The sequence below is a fragment of the Gilliamella sp. B2785 genome (genome assembly GCF_026537005.1).
Classification (GTDB): Bacteria; Pseudomonadota; Gammaproteobacteria; order Enterobacterales; family Orbaceae; genus Gilliamella; species Gilliamella apicola_E.
In genome coordinates this window covers 1-17,817 of sequence record NZ_JAFNNC010000002.1, presented here as the reverse complement: position 1 = coordinate 17,817, position 17,817 = coordinate 1, and the positions used below count along the sequence as shown (strand labels likewise).

The window sequence follows — 17,817 nt, the reverse complement described above, 5'->3', positions numbered from 1 at the left end:
ATTAACCTCCATGACTCATATTAGGTAAGCGTGTATGTTTTTCAACAAAACGCATAATCGTTAACACAGCATAGTTTATCAACATAAACGCAATGGTAACGCCACATAATATTTCAATAATACTATTAGTTGCATCATTAATACGATCGATTTGACCGATCAAATCAATAAGCCCAATGGTCGAAGCCACTGATGAGTTTTTAATGATGTTGGTCATTTCAGATGTTAATGGTGGAATAATACGACGATAAGCATTAGGTAATAAAACATACATATAAGCTTGTCGATTGGTTAAACCAAGCGCAATTGCCGCATAACGTTGGCCTTTAGGTAGAGTTTGAATACCTGTTCTAACTTGTTCTGCAATACGTGCAGAAGTAAACAAACCTAAAGCGATTGCCGCAGTAATAAATGCGCTGACATTAGGAGAAATGCCAGAAATAAACCATGTTTTTAAGCTACCAGATAAAATTTCTGGAAAAAGCATATACCATAAAAACATCTGAACAAGTAATGGGATATTACGGAAAAGCTGGATATAACCGGCAGCAAAGCTATTTAGAAATTTATTTTCTAAAGTTCTGCAAATCCCTACTAGTGATCCTAGTATGAATGCAATAATCCAAGCTGTTACTGCTAATGAAACGGTAACGATAATACCGTCAAAAAGCCAGTTTAAGTAAATTCCATCACCATAAGGGGTGGATTCAAAAAATAGTGTCCAATTGAAACTCATAATATATTTATTTCACTAAATTAGATTATGTACTAAATGCAAAAACATTTAGTACATTGGATTAGAAAGATATGAAAAGTATTAATCTAATGCTTTATCATTTGGATTTGCAAAAAGCTCAACCATTTTAGGTGAAATTTCAAGAGCCATATTCGCACCTTTAGGTGGAACTGGTTGAGTAAACCATTTGTTATAAGACTCTAATGCTTTACCAGATTTTTGTGCATCAGCAATAGCTTTATCCATCAATTGTTTAAATTGGGTATCGCCTTTTCTTAACATACAACCATAGGATTCGTAAGATAATGGCTCGCCAACAATTTTCCATTCAGCTGGATTGATAGCGCGTGAACGTTCACCAGCTAAAAGTGCATCATCCATTAAAAATGCAGCAGCACGACCTGTTTCAAGGGCATTAAATGCATCACCATGATCTTTAGGCGTAATAATACGAATACCTAAATTATCTTTATTATTAATTTGATTTAATCGGACTTCAGAGGTAGTACCCGCAGTAGTTACCACATTTTTACCTTTTAAATCTTCGATACTATTAATATTGCTGTCTGCTTTCACTAAGAATCGAGTACCAACAATAAAAATGCTATCAGAAAAGCTTACTGTCTTTTGGCGCTCAAGATTGTTAGTAGTAGAACCGCATTCAAAATCATAAGTATAGTTATTAAGTAATTGAATACGCGTTTTAGAAGTAACCGGTAAATATTTAACTTTAAGATCTGGCATATTCAACTCTTTTTTAACTGCATCGACAATTAAATTAGAATAATCTTGTGAATAGCCAATAACTTCTTGTTTTTCACCATAGTAGGAAAATGGAATAGAAGATTCACGATGACCAACAACAATCACACCACTATCTTTAATTTTGGCTAATGTACCACTTAATTCTTCAGCAACAGCGGCACCACTCATTAGTCCAAGCATTGCTAATGATAACACTAATTTGGTTAATTTTGTCTTTTTGTTCATACTCATCTCCTACTGTTTAATTTGTATCATATTAAATAAATTTAATATTTTTACAAAGGGCGTATATTATAACTTATTTTTCATCATAAAAGTACTTTTTACTGTATATTTATCGATTAAAAGGACAAGCTACAACCTAGGTTTATCTAGATTTTCACAAAAATTTAACTCAGACAATTTTTTGAATTTCAATAATATACAAGCAATATTTATGCCAAAAAATTGATTATCGACGTTTTTTTACAAAAACCAAGATAAATAGCAAAGAAAGAATAAGATAATAAGCTAGATCGCCAAATCTAGCATAAGGAGTCAAACCAACAGTTGGAGATAACGTATAATTTAAAACATTGGTTTGAAATTGCGGTAATTGCTCAATAATATAACCATGATGGTCAATAATTGCTGTAATACCGGTATTGGTACTACGAATCATTGGTCGACCAAACTCTAACGCTCTAGCTTGTGCCATTTGCAAATGTTGTTTTGGCCCAATACTATCACCAAACCAAGCATCATTTGAAACGGTCAATAAAAAATCTGTATCAGGTGCAAAATTCTTCCACATCAAATTTGATAAAATTACCTCATAACAAATTGCAGTAGTAAACTTAAATCCCTTCATTGTAAGCTGAGGTTGCTTTTCTGCTCCCGCTTGCATTGACGACATAGGGATATCAAGGATATCTGCAATAGGATCTAACAACGATTGGAGTGGTGTAAACTCGCCAAAAGGTACCAAATGATGTTTTTGATATCGATTTGCGGTAGGGTATTGATATGGGGTATGTTCACCTAAAACGAGTAAAGTATTATAAATATCTGGATTTGCTTGATAACCATTATTACCAATACGATAATCAATAATACCAACTGCAATTTCACTGCCATTTGCTCTGGCTTCATTATCTAAAAACTGTAAATAAGGTTGCTGATTTATCTCGTAATCAGTAACACTGGCCTCTGACCAAATAATAATTTTATCTTTACCGAAATTCTTTTCGGTTAATGAAGCGTAGGTTTGTAAAGTGTTATCTAACTGCTCTCTGCTCCAACGTAGTGATTGTAAAATATTTCCTTGAATTAAGCTGAAATTAGCTGTCCGGGAATGATCAATGGTTGTCCAATTAATTGAATTGAGTGAAACTGGTGCAAAAATGATCGCAAATAGTGCGACAATTGCACCAAATGTGTGCTTTATAAAGGCTGATTGCTTGAAATGGTACAAATAATAAACACCCAATCCACAGCATATAGTAAAGAGTAACGTTACCCCATTAATTCCAACGATTGGGAAATAATTTCGTAAAGGGCTATCAAGTTGACTATAACCTAATTCTAACCAAGCGAATCCTGTTAAAATATAGCCTCGTAAAAATTCGGTAACTTGCCACAAAATTGGTGCCAGTAAAACCAATTGTTTCATTGAACACTTAGTTGCAAAACGGTCACAGGCTCTCAATAACCAAGCAAATAGCATTGGATAGAGCGCTAAATAGCTAACTAACAGCCCCAAAATAATAATCGCAACTGACGTTGGCACTTCACCATATTGTTTAATACTGATATAAACCCAGTGAACACCAGCTAAAAAGTAGCCAACACCCCAACTAAAGCCAACTAGTACAGCTTGCTTTTTTGTTTTATCAGCAACTAGCCATAAAAGCCCAGCAAAAGACACAAAGGCAATTGGCCAAAAATGGAAGGGCGCGTAACTAAATACGGCAATGGCGCCTAAAAAAAGGCTCAATAGAATATGCTTAAGCATTTTGCTCTAAATTAGGAACTACTGCATCTTCAGGAATTGTGACATGCAATTGAATAATTCGTCTACGGTCAACAATGGTTACCTTAAATTGATAGCCATCAATAGTAATTGTCTCGCCACGAATTGGTAAACGCCCAAAATGTTGCATCACCAAACCGCCGATAGTATCCATCTCCTCATCACTAAAAGAGGTGCCAAAGATCTCATTAAAATCTTCAACTGGCGTAAGCGCACGAACGGAGTACATAGTTGGTGATAAACGACGAATATCTCGATCTTCAACCTCATCGTATTCATCCTCAATATCGCCAACAATAAGTTCTAAAATATCCTCGATAGTCACTAAACCTGAAACGCCACCAAACTCATCAATGGCCATCGCCATATGGTAGCGCTGCATACGAAACTCTTTTAACATATGATCAACGCGTTTACTTTCAGGAACAACAACAGTCGGTCTAAGGATCTTCTTCAAGTCAAAATCATTAACACCTTGTCGAATATAAATAAGTAAATCCTTAGCTAAAAGTACTCCCTCAATATGGTCTCTATCTTCACTAATAACCGGGTAGCGTGAATGACCGTGTTCAGAAATAATATCTAAACATTCATCAAGGGAAAAATTATCTTTGATTGTTACAATTTGAGAGCGGGGGATCATGATATCGCGAACGCGCTGATCAGCTATATCCATTACACCTTCTATCATATCAAGGGTATCTGGATCAATAAGTTCGTTTTCTTCAGCTTCACGAATCACTTCAATAAGTTCATCTTTATCTTTTGGTTCTGAATTGAATAATTGACTTAACCATAATGTAAACCCTTTTTTGGGTCTCCGGTGATTATCATCACTCATTTGCTCTCTTCCTTTCATATATCAAATGTGTTTTGAGTTATAATTTTATATTAAACAGACTATTAAAAATTAGTCATCTAATCAATTAATAAATAAGGATTATCAAATCCTAACTGTGCCATTATATCGATTTCGATATTTTCCATTTCTTCGGCTTCTTCGTCAAGGATATGATCATATCCTAATAAATGCAAACAGCCATGAACAATCATATGCGCCCAATGTGATGTTAACGACTTATGTTGCTCAATTGCTTCAGCTTCAACCACTTGCTTACAAATCACCAAATCGCCAAGTAATGGAACATCAATTTCAACCGGCGATTCAAACGGAAACGACAAAACATTGGTTGGCTTATCTTTATTGCGATAAGTATGATTAAGGTGTTGACTCTCTTCCTTATCGACAATCCGAATAGTGATTTCAGCATTCTCCACAAACTGCGGTAAAATTACCTGTAACCACTGCATAATTTGTTGCTCACTTGGCAGATTATCTCGTTGCTCTGTGGCAATTTGCAAATCTAAAATATTCATTCAAATACCCAACCTATTCACGATGATAAGGATGATTAGCCGTTAAACTCCAAGCACGGTAAAGGCTTTCAGATACAATCACTCTAACTAGTGGATGTGGTAGCGTTAAAGGTGATAGCGACCAACTCTGCTCAGCAGCAGCTTTACAAGCGGGAGACAGTCCCTCAGGTCCACCAATTAACAAACTAACATCACGCCCATCTGCTTTCCAACGTTCAAGTTGCTTAGCTAAATCATGAGTGGTATAAGGTTTACCGGGAATATCTAGCGTCACGATGCGATTACCTTTACTACAAGAAGCCAGCATCTGCTCACCTTCTTTATCTAAAATACGCGCAATATCGGCATTTTTAGTCCGTTTTCCTGCGGGGATTTCAATGAGTTCTAAAGGCATATCTTTGGGGAATCGAGATTGGTAATCATCAAAAGCGGTGGTTACCCAATTTGGCATCTTGTTGCCAACAGCAATAAGCTGTAGTTTCACGTAACTAACTCCAAAGCTTCTCGAGTTCGTATAATTGTCGGCTCTCTTCTTGCATTATATGAACGATCACCGAATCCATATCAACGACTACCCAATCCGCATCATTTTGGCCTTCACTGCCTAATACCACATGTCCTTGCTTTTTAGCTTCATCAAGTAGATGCCCTGCAATTGACGAAACATGACGATTTGAAGTTCCAGTACAAATAATCATATAGTCGGTGATACTTGACTTACCACGCACATCAAGGGTAACAATATCCTTGCCTTTTAAATCATCAATTTTATCAATAATAAAGTCTTGTAATGATTGTTGCAAAATATACTCTCTACTAATATACATAAAGCGCTAGTATAGCATATTTTTTCAAAATCGCCTTGAAAATAGCACATCTCAATCAGTACAAATCAAAAAATGTGAGGAGCGCACTTTTTAAAATAAATAAAGTTGAGGAACGGGGTTTTTGACACCCCAAATCTTACAACTCAACCACCTGATCAAACAATGGATTATCCGTTAATCTATGTGTAACCATCAGCAAAGTTTTATCGTAGTTTTTGATAAGTTCAATTATCTGCAGTTCAGTTTGTTGGTCAAGACTTTCGGTAGGCTCATCCATCAACATTAATGGTGAATTATGTAGTAATGCCCGAGCAATACCGATACGTCGAGTTTCACCACCTGATAATGATCGTCCTCCTTGCCCTAATGGCAAATCTAAACCCTGATCGGTTGAGATCAATTTGGAAAGCCCAACTTGATGTAAAATATCCATTAACTGTTGATCAGAAGCGTTTGGATTACCGATTAACAAATTTTGTCTAAGCGAGTCACTAAAAATAGTAATCACTTGAGGAACCACAGCAATCGCCTGACGTAAAGTTGGCTCGTCAAGTTGATTAATCGGTATATCGTTGATAAAGATATTACCTGAAGTGGGTTCCCACGCGCGTGTGACTAAATTAAGTAATGTGGATTTGCCACAACCGGTTTTACCAATTAAGCCAATATGTTTGCCGGCTTCAACTGTCAATGAAAAATGGCTTAAAACTGCAAAAGGTTGATTTGGGTAGCTAAAGCAAACATCTTCAAACCGCAGTTTTGCGGTAGTCAAATCTATCGATCTGCCTTGCTCGACAAACTGGATATCTGGTGTTTGATCAAATAAAGCGGTTGTTCGTTTGGCTGACGCTAATACTTGCCCTAAAAAGATAAATGCAGTAGGGATTGGTGCTAAAATTTCACTACTAGCAAGGCAGACAAACACAAATAGGGCAACTAAAGGCGATAATGTATATTGAGTGATAAGCCAAAGCACTAACAAAGTCAAAAAGCCAGCAATTAATACCACAAGAGCACTCGAGAGCGCCATTAAAGTAGACTGCTTTTGTTGATGATAAAGCCAATCTGATTCAAGTTTGTCGAGTTTTGAGCGATAACGATCTTGCGCATTAAATAAAGTCAGTTCAGCTTGGCCTTGTAGATAATTAACCAACAATGCGCGATACTCACTTTGCTGTTTAGCCAGTATTTCACCCAATTGTTTACCTGCATAATAAAAGATCACCGGTATAGCAAGTAGAGTAGTAGTTAGTACCATGCTGATAATTAATGCAATAGGAAAGTTGATATAACTTAATCCGACAAACAAGAGCACAATAATTACCAGTGCCGTTACAATAGGTGAAAAGAGTTTTAGATAGAGATGATCAAGGGCATCAATATCCACAATAAAACGATTAAGAAGATCGGCTTTTTGATATTGGGATAACTGGTTAGCGCTTAAAGGAAGGATTTTTTTAAATGCTAATGTTCTTAAATACGCTAATATTTTAAAGGTGGTATTGTGATCAACCAAACGCTCAGCATAACGGGATGCCGTTCGCATAATGGCAGCAGCCCTTACGCCCGCGGCAGGTAACATATAATTAAACGTATATAAACCCGCCACACCGACTACCGCGGTAGAAGCTAAAAACCATCCAGATAAAGAAAGTAAAAAAACACTGGCAAATAATGTAAGAATAGCTAAACCTAATCCAATAACAATTTGCCAAAAGTAGTGCTTATAAAGTGCAATATAGGGACGTAATAGCGCTAGCATAAGCTCTCCTTGATGGCGTTAAGTTGTCCTTTCGACAATTTCCATACTTGGTCAAATTCATGCATATCATCATGTTGATGAGTGATAGTGATACTATTTGTCGCAATATCATAGGGTGCCAACTGCTGAACTGTCTGCTTATCTAAACTTGCGGTCGGTTCATCAAGTATCAGTAATTGGCAAGGTTTCAGCATTGCTCTAGCAAGGGCGATGCGCTGAGCTTGTCCAACTGATAATCTAACCGCATCTTCACCAACTTGGGTATCGACGCCTTCTGGTAATTGATCGATAACATCAGATAATTGCGCTTTTGCAATAACCTCGTCAATTTCATTGGCGCTCGCCATGGGTTTACCCAGTAGAATATTTTCACGAATCGAACCATTAATCAAATAAGGATTTTGCCCAATCCAACTGATTTGATGTTGCCAACTTACTAAATCAAGCTGATTAAATTCAATCCCATTAATTTTTAGCGAACCCTGATAAGGTAAAAAGCCAAGCAATACTTGCATAATAGAACTTTTACCTTCACCACTAGTACCAATTAGCGCTAATTTAAATGGCGCTTGTAATGAAAAGCTAAGTGGGCCAACAATAGGCAAACCTTCGTTAGATAACACGATAAGATCTTTCGCTTCAATTGTTTTTAAAACATTTATTTCAGAAGGAATGGTTGATGATGATTGATTAGACTCGTTTTTTTTCTCAACGCTATCAAGTGGCAATTTTTTATTTAAAAAAGTTTCAATATTATCAGCTGCGGCAATGGCTTCTGCTTTGGCATGATAATAGACGCCCAAATCACGTAGCGGTTGAAAATATTCAGGTGCTAAAATCAAGGCAAAAAAACCAGCAAATAACGTGACTGTGCCATTATAAGCACCAAAATCAAACTCCCCTAAATACGAAAAACCAAAATAGACCGCTACAATTGCAATCGAAATCGACGTAAAAAATTCCAAAACTGCTGATGACAAAAACGCCATCTTTAATACTTGCATCGTTTTAATTCGAAAATCTTCAGACGCCTTGGCAATTTGCTCGGTTTGCTGTTTGCCTTGATTAAATAAGCGAATAGTACTCAGTCCTTTAAGGCGATCTAAAAAGTGCCCACTTAAATAAGAGAGTGCTTTAAAATGACGGCGATTAATATCCGCGGCTCCCATTCCCACTAAAATCATAAAAATAGGAATTAGCGGAGCAGTACAAAGCAAAATAACGGCCGCGGCCCAGTTAAAAGGGAAAATAGCAATACAAATTAATATTGGCACCATACTTGCCAGGCGCATTTGCGGTAAATAGCGAGCAAAAAAATCATGCAAATTATCGACCTGCTCAATAACTAAGGTACTCCAAGCTCCTGTAGTAATTTGACTTAAATATGCAGGGCCGAACAATTCAAACTGATCGATAATTTTTTGCCGAATTTGTTGGCGGATTTTTTGGCCTAAAGCAAAATTAATCTTTTCACGGAAGTAAATAAGCAAGCCACGCGCCAATAGGATGACAACTAAAGATAAAAAATAAGGGAAAACGGTGGTAAAAGGAGTCTGATCGATGATCAACTTCTGCAAAATAATCGCCAATAAAGCAGCTTGGCCGATCATTAATAGACTCAACAAAAAACCGAATAAAACTGAAGCACGCAAATCTGGTTTATGCATTTTTGTGTGCTGTTTTAACCAGCTAAGTAAATAATTTTGACGTTTTTTATCTAGTGTCATTTTAATTTATCTAAATAATGTTCAGCATCTAACGCAGCCATACAGCCTGTTCCTGCCGAGGTAATGGCTTGTCGATAAATATGATCCATAACATCGCCCGCAGCAAAAATTCCTTCTACGCTAGTTTGTGTTGCATTACCTTCAGTACCTGATTTCACCTTGATATAACCATTATCAAGTTCAAGTTGGCCTTCAAAAATTGCGGTATTGGGTTTATGACCAATAGCAATAAATACCCCCATTACTGATAACTCTTCGGTTAGAGCAGAATCGATAGTACTTCGTAATCTTATACCCGTTACGCCCATATTATCGCCAAGAATTTCATCGACGATTTGATGAGTATGCAAAATGACTTTACCTTCTTGCACTTTTTCAGCTAAACGATTCATTAAGATTTTTTCAGCCCTAAAACTATCGCGACGGTGGATTAAATGGACTTCATTGGCAATATTAGCCAAGTAAAGGGTCTCTTCAATCGCAGTATTACCGCCACCAACAACAGCCACTTTCTGATTACGATAAAAGAAACCGTCACATGTAGCACAGGCTGACACACCTTTGCTTTTAAAGGCTTCTTCAGAAGGCAACCCGAGATATTGTGCGGAGGCACCAGTTGCAATGATTAACGCATCACAACTATATTCCGTATCGCTACCAAATAGTTTGAAGGGCTTTTGGCTAAAATCAACGCTATCGATATGATCGATAATAATTTCGGTATCAAATCGTTCGGCATGTTGTTGCATTTTCACCATAAGTTCAGGACCTGTTAATTCTGGATTTGCTGCTGGCCAGTTTTCGATCTCGGTCGTGGTGGTAAGTTGTCCACCTTGTTGAGTGCCAGTTATTAATACTGGAGAGAGATTTGCTCGCGCGGCATAAACCGCTGCGGTATAGCCAGCAGGGCCTGACCCTAAAATTAATAAACGGGCATGTTTGGTTTTCATTTTGTATCCTTCCTATTATTCTGGCTAAATAAAATATGATTAGCGCAATTTATAGATGATAAGTCTAACATTATCAACTATTTTCTTGTAAAAAAAATGTTTATTACAGCAATAGGTGAAGGTGATAAATAACACGGGGTAACGTTACTTTTCCTTATATTTTCAAATTGTTAAATTAACTTATGTTTTTAACAAATTGATTTTATTTATTTAAAGTTTTTATAAGTTTTAAATAAATAACTATTACTGTTTTAATAACTAGACGATAACGCCTTCACTCGAAATACGACAAGCCACCATTCAAAAAAAATGGAAATGTAATCAGCTAAAATTACGTGGGTAAAAGAAATTTTAAACTCAACTCAGCAGAATATTAACGATCCAAAAATCGCAAATATATTATTGGGTGTTGAATTTATTTTAGATTCACTATTAGCAGATGCGCAAACGCTTAATAACACGTTTGAATAATTGTTAAAAAAAGAGTTAATGCCGCCAGTTGGCGACATAAGACTAATAGCAATTAAGATAAGAAAGTGGTGACATCTTCAAGTGACCAACGAATATGAGGTGGTTGCTCATCAATACGATAACCAAACGCTAAACACAGCCCAACACCAAATACCTCACGACTAAATGTTGGAATATGTTTTTCTAAAATATTAATCACCTTATCATATTGGAATCCGCCAAGCGCACAAGAATCTATGCCATGATAAGCCGCTGTAGTCATCATATTTGCAGCAGCAATATAACCTTGCATTTCTGACCAGCTATCAGCATTTAAACCTTCCCGTAAACCATAAGCAATATAGTTAAGAAAATCTTGGCTAGCTTTATCAATTGCCGTTTGATCGTTCTGATCTGGCAATGTTCTTCCTATAGCTTGACGTAAATATGGACTTTGCAAAGTAAAATTATTCGCTTTACGGTAAAGTAAAATCACAAAATGTGAACAGCTAGTAACTTGTTCTTGGTCATAACAAGCAGCACGCAATTCAGCTTTGATATCTGCATTATCGACAACGACAAAATGCCAAGGCTCAAAACCAAACGAAGAAGGCGATAAACGACCCGCGTCTAAAATAATTTCAACATCGCTATGACTAATCTTTTTTGATTCATCAAACCGTTTACAAGCATGTCTAAACTCCAAAGCTAACGATAGTTTGTCCATAATGTCTCCTAAGATTTCTTATTCCATGGTGCCACTTTCAATAGTAACACCATGCCGGGTATTGCTAATAGCGTACATAAACCAAAAAAGTTGGTCCATCCTAAATATTCAACCATAATTCCTGTTGTTGAATTAATCAATGTTCGAGGAATAGAAGCGATGCTGCTAAATAACGCAAACTGTGTTGCAGTATATAATGGATTCGTGGTTTTGGCTATAAAAGCAACAAAAGCTGCCGAACCAAGACCAACCCCCAAGGATTCAACACTGATCACTATCGCTAACATTATTTTTTCACTGACACCAATATCATTAAAAGGGCCTTCAATTGATAACCAGGCAAAACCTAAAATAGAAAAGACTTGAACAAAACCAAAGTACCATAAAGCCCGATTAATCCCTATTTTTATCATCAAAATGCCGCCCATAATCCCGCCTAATATCCCTGGCCATAATTGCGCATTTTTAGCGATCAAACCAATGTCAGGTAGGCTGAATCCCATTTTCATATAAAAAGTAGTCGCTAACGATGTCGCCATGCTATCGCCTAACTTATATAAAAATATAAAGGCCAAAATGATCATCGCGGATTTAACGCCTTTTCTTTTAATAAATTCTAAAAAAGGATTGATAATAATATCTTCAAAATTATGGGATTTTGGTATTGGTTTATTAATTGGCTCTTTTATCAACAAGGTAATAATTATCACGGGCAACATAAATAGCGCCGTGACCATAAAAACGCTACTCCAAGGTAAAAAATGAGATAAGATTAGCGATAATGAACCGGGCACCAAACTGGCAAGACGATAAACGTTAATATGAATACTGTTCCCTAATCCAAGTTCAGTATCAGAAAGAATTTCTTGGCGAAATGCATCTAAAGCGATATCTTGCGTGGCTGAAAACAGCGCAATAATGAAACAGAGTGTAGCAATAATCCAAATATTCAGAGTCGGTGAAAAACACCCCAATATAGCAATAAAAAAGAGCAATATTATTTGCGACAGAAACATCCATCCCCGTCGACGCCCCATCCCAAACAGTGAAATATTGTCCATAAATGGCGCCCAAACAAATTTAAAAATATAGGGCAGTTGAGTTAATGAAAATGCACCAATAGCTTTTATATTCAGCCCTTCACTGGTTAACCAAGCAGGTAAAAGTTGAATTAACAAATAAAAAGGAAGACCGGAAGCCAAACCAGTAAAAATACAAATAAGCATTTTAGTGGAAAAGATAGTCCTAAGAAGAGAAACTTGTTTTTTATTCATTAGTTAACATTATCGGTCAGTTATATAGCAAAGTGCTATCATAGCATATTAATAAAAAAAATAATTGCTAAAGCTAACATAAAGCGTTTTACTATACAGGTTAATTTTTAACTCAACTTTCAAAAGTAAGCATTTAATCAACATTCGCCAAAAAAATATCAAGTAAACAATGCGTTTCAATCATCACTAAAACTTAAAAGATGCATTAGTTAAACGCCTATAAGGGGGATTGCAGTATGAAAGAAACAGTCAAAGTCGCTGTTTTTAGCAGTAAGCATTACGACAAAGAACATCTCGAAATCGCCAACAAACACTTTGGTTTTGATATCGAATATTATGAGCATAAATTAAGCCATAAAACGGTTGTCACCGCACAAGGTTATGATGCTGTTTGTGTATTTGTTAACGACGAAGTTGATAAATTAGTTCTACAAAAATTAGCCCATTATGGTATTAAAATCTTAGCATTACGCTGTGCGGGTTTTGATAATGTTGATCTCGATGAAGCAAAAAAATTAGGGATCACCGTTGTTCGTGTGCCAGCTTATTCTCCTGAAGCGGTGGCTGAACATGCAGTTGCATTGATGATGACACTAAACCGCAGAACCCACAAAGCTTACCAACGTACTCGCGACGCTAACTTCTCGTTAGACGGCTTAACTGGTTTTAACATGCATAATCGTACAGCAGGTGTGATTGGAACGGGTAAAATTGGTCAAGCAGTGATCCGCATCTTAAAAGGATTTGGCATGAATATCCTTGCTTATGATCCTTATCCAAATGATATTGCTGTTGAATTAGGTGCGCAATATGTTCAATTAGACGAACTCTATGCCAAATCAGATGTTATCACCTTACATTGCCCAATGTCTCCTGAAAATTATCATCTACTAAATAAAGAGTCATTCAACAAAATGAAAAATGGTGTGATGATTATCAACACAAGCCGAGGTGGTTTATTGGATGCAACCGCTGCAATCGAAGCGTTAAAACAGACCAAAATCGGTGCACTAGGTATGGATGTTTATGAAAACGAACGAGACCTATTTTTTGAAGATAAATCTAATGATGTCATATTAGATGACGTTTTCCGTCGATTATCAGCCTGCCATAACGTGATTTTTACTGGTCATCAAGCGTTTTTAACCCAAGAAGCACTATTAAATATCTCTGACACAACCTTAAATAATATAGCGCAAATAGCAGCAGGGAAAGAGTGTCAAAATATTGTTAAATAACAATAAATAATTTAATATGTCGCCGTTTTTTAACTAAATGAATATGGATGATTTATGCAACGTATCGTTATTTGTGTCATGATGGTTTTATGGCTCACTGCTTGTTCGAGTGGGGGATCATCGAAATCGCCAATGCAGCAGCATCGAGGACATTCGAATGTAAAGGGTGGCGTTTATCTAGAAAAACAACACGAAGAACCAAAAGCCAATAGTGCCCCTTTATCGGTCGATAAAGAAAAATTCATCACAATGATGGTAAATAAACATGGCTTTAATCGCCAACAACTTCGCAATGTTTTAGAACAAACCAACAAACTTGATTGGGTTATTGGTTTAATGGACAAACAAGCACCAAAATCAGGAACGTCAAACGTACCTAATGGCGCATGGATTCGTTATAAAAATAAATTCATCACCCCAGGTAACTTACCTAAAGGTGTCGAATTTTGGAATAAATATGACAAAGATCTACAACGTGCTTACAAAGAGTACGGTGTACCACCTGAAATTATCGTCGGAATTATAGGCGTTGAAACCGGGTGGGGAAGAGTAATGGGCAAAACCAAAATTATCGACGCATTATCAACCCTAGCATTTTATTACCCAAGACGATCACAATACTTTGCTAAGGAACTTGAAGACTTCTTAATTATGTGTCGTGATGAAGGTGTTGATCCGTTTGATTTAAATGGATCATTTGCTGGCGCAATGGGCTACGGACAATTTATGCCATCAGCCTTTAGAAATCATGCTATCGACTTCAACCATGACGGTCATACCGACTTATGGGATCCAGTTGATGCAATCGGCAGTGTAGCAAACTATTTCAAAGCTCACGGCTGGCAACGAAACAAAAAAGTTGCAGTGGTTGCTGATGGCCAAGCACTCGACCTCGATACAGGCTTTAGCACCAAATATACAATTGAACATCTAGCTAAAGCAGGATTAAAACCCAAAAGCTCAATCGACGGTCATAAAGAAGTCAGCTTATTACGTTTAGACATGGGTGATAATTACCAATTTTGGTATGGACTACCTAACTTCTACGTCATCACCCGCTACAACCATAGCACACATTATGCAATGGCAGTATGGCAATTGGGATTAGCCGTTAAACAAGCTAGATAAAATTAACCTTAAAAGCAAAAGGTCGCAGTTGCGACCTTTTTTATTAATCCTAATAAACTCTCTAAAAAGTTGAGGAGTGGGGTTTTTGGGGTTCTAAATTTTGTTTTGAAATATTGTCCCAAATAAATAATTCCGCTTTAACTGTGGCGCTTTTTAGTAACCCTGTTTTTCCATCAAAAAAAGTTGAGGAGCGGGGTTTTTGGGGTTAAAAAATTTTTTTTGAAATATTGTCTCAAATAAGTAATTCCGCTTTAAACTATGACGCTTTTTAGAAACCCTTTTTCCCACCAAAAAAGTTGAGGAGTGGGTTTTTTGAGGTTTTAAATGTCACTTAAAAATTATTAAATGATCCAAATCACTAAATTTCTAATCCAAAGCCCTAAAATAAAATTTCTGAGGATCAATTGCTCTAATTTTAAAGATTTGTAATTGAAATATATTCAATTAAAACAATAGTTACCAATTATAATTTAGATCCATTTTAGATCTTATTTACAAAAGTTAACGTAAATGAGCGAAAAAAAGTGTTGCATCGTGTTTTTCCAATCACTATACTTTTTACACGGTTTTAGCTACAAGGCTAAAATTTGATATAAAAGTATAAAATTACAAATAAATCAAAAAATTACTTGACAAGGTAGTCTAAAATGCATTATAATTTTCAACAGGCAACAGGCAACAGGCAACCTGGCCAACCTATCTTTTAAATTCGTCTAAGTCCAACACCCAGTTTAAATTTTTCACTAAAACTTATTTTTCCACGCAATCAAGTGAAATTCTGCGAATTTTCGCGCGATCGCTCCCGCGATCCTCTTCTCGATCTTTTTTCCGATCGTTTTCCGGATCCTCTTTCAGATCCTGTTTTCGATCCTTTTTCCAATTATCCCGGCAGATTGTTTTTTTTGTGGCTTTTTTTCTTCCTTTTTCGGGTCACGCATTGACATCACAGACAACAGCAAATCAGATACAGGGTACTCCGCCTTATCTGACTTTCGACGGTGGTCGTACACGTGCGGTTGATGTTAACGGTCTGCTTGGGATTACACTATCTGATGGTACACAATATACGCCTTTAACCAATACTTCATCTGATTCAAGACCTATCGTCTTGCCGGTTGCGGGTCAGAGTTTTGCTGATATAAGTATGTTCGTTCCTACTGATACTAATTCAGTCGCTTTGAGTTCTCTTATCGGTCCACCTAATAATTATTGGGGAGATGATGATGGTGATTCTGGCGTTACTGCTACTGGTCGTTTAAGTTTATCTATCGTTGATAAAAACAATCGGCCTGTATCACGTGATACAGTGTTAACGACATGTACTGATTCTGCACCTTATCGTGTTACGTTATCTAGTACTGACGGTACATTATCTACTCGTTACGGTTTTCCTAATCGTAGTACTTTCAGTGCCCGTAATGTGACTTATTACGTCAATCCTAAGGCTGCGGTTTGTTTTGCTCGGCCTAATTTAAAGAATGGTAAGCTAGGTGATGATATATCTACTACATGGGATTTTGCTGGTCCTGCTTCAATGTGGGATCCTGCTAATGGCTTTATCCCTCAGTCAAATGGCCCATCCTCTTACGGTTTAAACTTTCCTACAACTGGTGCTAATGGATTGTACTTTGATTTACTCATTGGTGGTGTAAATCAACCTTTGTCTTGGTCTCCAGTTTCTCTGGGTGGTATCACTGCTACTATGTCTAATCCTACTGCTACAAGCGTTCGTGTTACTTTAACTGGTCCTTACGCTACTCCATCCCAGATTAGTTCAGCCAATCCTGGTCCTCTTTCCACTATTTCTTTGCCTCAGACCTTCGAGTTGGTCGGTCGAGACAATAATGGTAATCCAGTTATTAAATATGGTTTTACTTTGAAGCAGTGGTTCGTCAACCGTGGTTCTAAGACGGAGATGTATCCTCAAACCTTATCTTGGTGTAATAGTCTTGGTTATCGTCTGCCTCGCGCAAGAGATTTATCCAATGCATCTTGTCGTAATTCTAATCCAGATTATGTATGTCATGGTTCAGTCGGTGCCCTCCCTTCCTCGCCTGATGATCATTACATGCGCCATATAGGTTCAGGTTTTTTCACGGAGTGGGGTCGTATGTATGATTACTCTGGCGTTGGCTTCTACTCCGATTGGTACTGGACTAGTGATCCGTATGATGGTAGGCGCCAGTTTGTCGTGGACACATTCGCCGGTAGCATAGATCGGTACGACAATACCATCTACTACGTGCTTTGTGCCTATCCTTAGTTTTTATTCCTTCGTCCTTAATCCTTAGGGTGGGGGTTGGAGTGATAAAAAATAGTATTAAGTGATTAAAAGTAAGCTGACTCAAGGAGACAACGTCGTTTAGCCATAAAAAGCGATTTTTCGGCTAAGCGACGTTTGAATTACCCGCCTAGGCGGGTTTATTTTTGAGGTGTTTTATCGCAAAAAAAGTTGAGGAGCGGGGTTTTTGGGGTTCAAAATTTTTTTTTGAAATATTGTCTCAAATAAGTAATTCCGCTTTAAACTATGACGCTTTTTAGAAACCCTTTTTCCCACCAAAAAAGTTGAGGAGTGAGGTTTTTGAAGTTTTAAATGTCACTTAAAAATTATTAAATGATCAAAATCACTAAATTTCTAATCCAAAGCCCTAAAATAAAATTTTTGAGGATCAATCGCTCTAATTTTAAAGATTTGTAACTTTGATATATTCAATTAAAACAATAGTTAAATAATTATAATTTAGATCCTTTTTAGATCCGATTTACAAAAGTTAACGTAAATGAGCGAAAAAAAGTGTTGCATCGTGTTTTTCCAATCACTATACTTTTTACACGGTTTTAGCTA

15 protein-coding genes are annotated in these 17,817 nt (G+C 36.8%); 3 read left to right on the top strand and 12 right to left on the bottom strand.

The window, feature by feature from the left end:
- Position 1: 1 nt before the first annotated feature.
- The 12 genes from J3U24_RS02350 to J3U24_RS02295 form a co-directional block, all read right to left on the bottom strand.
- A complete protein-coding gene (locus tag J3U24_RS02350) occupies positions 2-736 on the bottom strand; it encodes an amino acid ABC transporter permease (protein ID WP_065734340.1) in 735 nt (244 codons plus the stop codon).
- A gap of 81 nt (positions 737-817) precedes the next feature.
- Complete coding sequence (locus J3U24_RS02345; protein WP_065562134.1) at positions 818-1,726, bottom strand: glutamate/aspartate ABC transporter substrate-binding protein; 909 nt, start codon at positions 1,724-1,726, stop codon at positions 818-820.
- Between the two features lie 226 nt (positions 1,727-1,952).
- Positions 1,953-3,476, bottom strand: a complete 1,524-nt coding sequence (gene lnt / locus J3U24_RS02340; RefSeq protein WP_267346968.1) for an apolipoprotein N-acyltransferase — start codon at positions 3,474-3,476, stop codon at positions 1,953-1,955.
- 10 nt (positions 3,477-3,486) lie between these two features.
- The gene (corC, locus tag J3U24_RS02335) at positions 3,487-4,353 is read right to left on the bottom strand and encodes a CNNM family magnesium/cobalt transport protein CorC (RefSeq protein ID WP_065734343.1); all 867 of its coding nucleotides are present in this window, start codon (positions 4,351-4,353) and stop codon (positions 3,487-3,489) included.
- A gap of 77 nt (positions 4,354-4,430) precedes the next feature.
- A complete protein-coding gene (gene ybeY, locus J3U24_RS02330) occupies positions 4,431-4,889 on the bottom strand; it encodes an rRNA maturation RNase YbeY (RefSeq protein ID WP_267336801.1) in 459 nt (152 codons plus the stop codon).
- Positions 4,890-4,902: 13 nt separating this feature from the next.
- Positions 4,903-5,373 (bottom strand): 23S rRNA (pseudouridine(1915)-N(3))-methyltransferase RlmH, encoded by a 471-nt coding sequence (rlmH, locus tag J3U24_RS02325; protein WP_220225000.1) that lies wholly within the window; start codon positions 5,371-5,373, stop codon positions 4,903-4,905.
- 4 nt (positions 5,374-5,377) lie between these two features.
- Positions 5,378-5,695, bottom strand: a complete 318-nt coding sequence (rsfS, locus tag J3U24_RS02320) for a ribosome silencing factor (RefSeq protein WP_065734345.1) — start codon at positions 5,693-5,695, stop codon at positions 5,378-5,380.
- Between the two features lie 157 nt (positions 5,696-5,852).
- Positions 5,853-7,478, bottom strand: a complete 1,626-nt coding sequence (cydC, locus tag J3U24_RS02315; RefSeq protein ID WP_267336802.1) for a heme ABC transporter ATP-binding protein/permease CydC — start codon at positions 7,476-7,478, stop codon at positions 5,853-5,855.
- Complete coding sequence (gene cydD, locus J3U24_RS02310; RefSeq protein ID WP_267336803.1) at positions 7,472-9,205, bottom strand: heme ABC transporter permease/ATP-binding protein CydD; 1,734 nt, start codon at positions 9,203-9,205, stop codon at positions 7,472-7,474. Before cydD ends, cydC begins: the two co-directional genes overlap by 7 nt.
- A complete protein-coding gene (gene trxB / locus J3U24_RS02305; RefSeq protein ID WP_267336804.1) occupies positions 9,202-10,155 on the bottom strand; it encodes a thioredoxin-disulfide reductase in 954 nt (317 codons plus the stop codon). Before trxB ends, cydD begins: the two co-directional genes overlap by 4 nt.
- 523 nt (positions 10,156-10,678) lie before the next feature.
- Positions 10,679-11,332, bottom strand: a complete 654-nt coding sequence (locus J3U24_RS02300) for an NAD(P)H-dependent oxidoreductase (RefSeq protein WP_065734349.1) — start codon at positions 11,330-11,332, stop codon at positions 10,679-10,681.
- A gap of 8 nt (positions 11,333-11,340) precedes the next feature.
- Complete coding sequence (locus J3U24_RS02295) at positions 11,341-12,606, bottom strand: AmpG family muropeptide MFS transporter (RefSeq protein ID WP_220224995.1); 1,266 nt, start codon at positions 12,604-12,606, stop codon at positions 11,341-11,343.
- A 236-nt stretch (positions 12,607-12,842) separates the two neighbouring features.
- Here J3U24_RS02295 and J3U24_RS02290 point away from each other — a divergent pair, with 236 nt between their 5' ends.
- The 3 genes from J3U24_RS02290 to J3U24_RS02280 all read left to right on the top strand — a co-directional run bounded on the left by J3U24_RS02290 (position 12,843) and on the right by J3U24_RS02280 (position 17,235).
- Positions 12,843-13,844 carry a 2-hydroxyacid dehydrogenase gene (locus J3U24_RS02290; protein ID WP_065562123.1) on the top strand — a complete coding sequence of 334 codons (1,002 nt, stop codon included), beginning with the start codon at positions 12,843-12,845 and terminating at the stop codon, positions 13,842-13,844.
- Between the two features lie 54 nt (positions 13,845-13,898).
- Positions 13,899-14,972, top strand: coding sequence for a lytic murein transglycosylase B (gene mltB / locus J3U24_RS02285; RefSeq protein ID WP_267336805.1), 1,074 nt, complete (start codon positions 13,899-13,901; stop codon positions 14,970-14,972).
- Between the two features lie 904 nt (positions 14,973-15,876).
- On the top strand, positions 15,877-17,235 hold the full coding sequence (locus J3U24_RS02280; protein WP_267346967.1) for a hypothetical protein: 1,359 nt from the start codon (positions 15,877-15,879) through the stop codon (positions 17,233-17,235).
- The last annotated feature ends 582 nt before the right edge of the window (positions 17,236-17,817 follow it).

Bases quoted from the DNA above. Each gene is read 5' to 3' on its own strand.
- cydC (WP_267336802.1), bottom strand. From the start codon at position 7,478: ATGCTAGCGCTATTACGTCCCTATATTGCACTTTATAAGCACTACTTT.
- J3U24_RS02290 (WP_065562123.1), top strand. From the start codon at position 12,843: ATGAAAGAAACAGTCAAAGTCGCTGTTTTTAGCAGTAAGCATTACGAC.
- J3U24_RS02295 (WP_220224995.1), bottom strand. From the start codon at position 12,606: ATGAATAAAAAACAAGTTTCTCTTCTTAGGACTATCTTTTCCACTAAA.
- ybeY (WP_267336801.1), bottom strand. From the start codon at position 4,889: ATGAATATTTTAGATTTGCAAATTGCCACAGAGCAACGAGATAATCTG.
- J3U24_RS02300 (WP_065734349.1), bottom strand. From the start codon at position 11,332: ATGGACAAACTATCGTTAGCTTTGGAGTTTAGACATGCTTGTAAACGG.
- cydD (WP_267336803.1), bottom strand. From the start codon at position 9,205: ATGACACTAGATAAAAAACGTCAAAATTATTTACTTAGCTGGTTAAAA.
- corC (WP_065734343.1), bottom strand. From the start codon at position 4,353: ATGAGTGATGATAATCACCGGAGACCCAAAAAAGGGTTTACATTATGG.
- J3U24_RS02345 (WP_065562134.1), bottom strand. From the start codon at position 1,726: ATGAACAAAAAGACAAAATTAACCAAATTAGTGTTATCATTAGCAATG.
- mltB (WP_267336805.1), top strand. From the start codon at position 13,899: ATGCAACGTATCGTTATTTGTGTCATGATGGTTTTATGGCTCACTGCT.
- J3U24_RS02350 (WP_065734340.1), bottom strand. From the start codon at position 736: ATGAGTTTCAATTGGACACTATTTTTTGAATCCACCCCTTATGGTGAT.
- trxB (WP_267336804.1), bottom strand. From the start codon at position 10,155: ATGAAAACCAAACATGCCCGTTTATTAATTTTAGGGTCAGGCCCTGCT.